This is a genomic window from Streptomyces sp. NPDC033180 (genome assembly GCF_055577645.1).
In genome coordinates, this window is sequence record NZ_JBVIPU010000031.1 from 3,813 (window position 1) to 5,230 (window position 1,418).

At 55.7% G+C, this 1,418-nt stretch carries 1 rRNA gene (only partly in view); it reads left to right on the forward strand.

The features are described 5' to 3' along the window. Nucleotides 1-1,396: ribosomal RNA gene (locus tag ACZ5WE_RS38270) — 23S ribosomal RNA — on the forward strand (it extends 1,796 nt beyond the left edge of the window). Nucleotides 1,397-1,418 lie beyond the last annotated feature (22 nt).

The window sequence follows — 1,418 nt, forward strand, 5'->3', positions numbered from 1 at the left end:
AGGCTGAGACCTGATGCCGAGCCGATTGTGGTGAAGTGGATGATCCTATGCTGTCGAGAAAAGCCTCTAGCGAGTTTCATGGCGGCCCGTACCCTAAACCGACTCAGGTGGTCAGGTAGAGAATACCGAGGCGTTCGGGTGAACTATGGTTAAGGAACTCGGCAAAATGCCCCCGTAACTTCGGGAGAAGGGGGGCCATCACCGGTGATTGGATTTACTCCATGAGCTGGGGGTGGCCGCAGAGACCAGCGAGAAGCGACTGTTTACTAAAAACACAGGTCCGTGCGAAGCCGTAAGGCGATGTATACGGACTGACGCCTGCCCGGTGCTGGAACGTTAAGGGGACCGGTTAGTCACATTTCGGTGTGGCGAAGCTGAGAACTTAAGCGCCAGTAAACGGCGGTGGTAACTATAACCATCCTAAGGTAGCGAAATTCCTTGTCGGGTAAGTTCCGACCTGCACGAATGGCGTAACGACTTCTCGACTGTCTCAACCATAGGCCCGGTGAAATTGCACTACGAGTAAAGATGCTCGTTTCGCGCAGCAGGACGGAAAGACCCCGGGACCTTTACTACAGTTTGATATTGGTGTTCGGTTCGGCTTGTGTAGGATAGGTGGGAGACTTTGAAGCGGGCACGCCAGTGTTCGTGGAGTCAACGTTGAAATACCACTCTGGTCGTGCTGGATGTCTAACCTGGGTCCGTGATCCGGATCAGGGACAGTGTCTGATGGGTAGTTTAACTGGGGCGGTTGCCTCCCAAAGAGTAACGGAGGCGCCCAAAGGTTCCCTCAGCCTGGTTGGTAATCAGGTGTTGAGTGTAAGTGCACAAGGGAGCTTGACTGTGAGACCGACGGGTCGAGCAGGGACGAAAGTCGGGACTAGTGATCCGGCGGTGGCTTGTGGAAGCGCCGTCGCTCAACGGATAAAAGGTACCCCGGGGATAACAGGCTGATCTTCCCCAAGAGTCCATATCGACGGGATGGTTTGGCACCTCGATGTCGGCTCGTCGCATCCTGGGGCTGGAGTCGGTCCCAAGGGTTGGGCTGTTCGCCCATTAAAGCGGTACGCGAGCTGGGTTTAGAACGTCGTGAGACAGTTCGGTCCCTATCCGCTGTGCGCGTAGGAATATTGAGAAGGGCTGTCCCTAGTACGAGAGGACCGGGACGGACGAACCTCTGGTGTGCCAGTTGTCCTGCCAAGGGCATGGCTGGTTGGCTACGTTCGGAAAGGATAACCGCTGAAAGCATCTAAGCGGGAAGCCTGCTTCGAGATGAGTATTCCCACCCCCTTTGAGGGGTTAAGGCTCCCAGTAGACGACTGGGTTGATAGGCCAGATCTGGAAGCCCGGTAACGGGTGGAGGTGACTGGTACTAATAGGCCGAGGGCTTGTCCTCAGTTGCTCGCGTCCACTGTGTT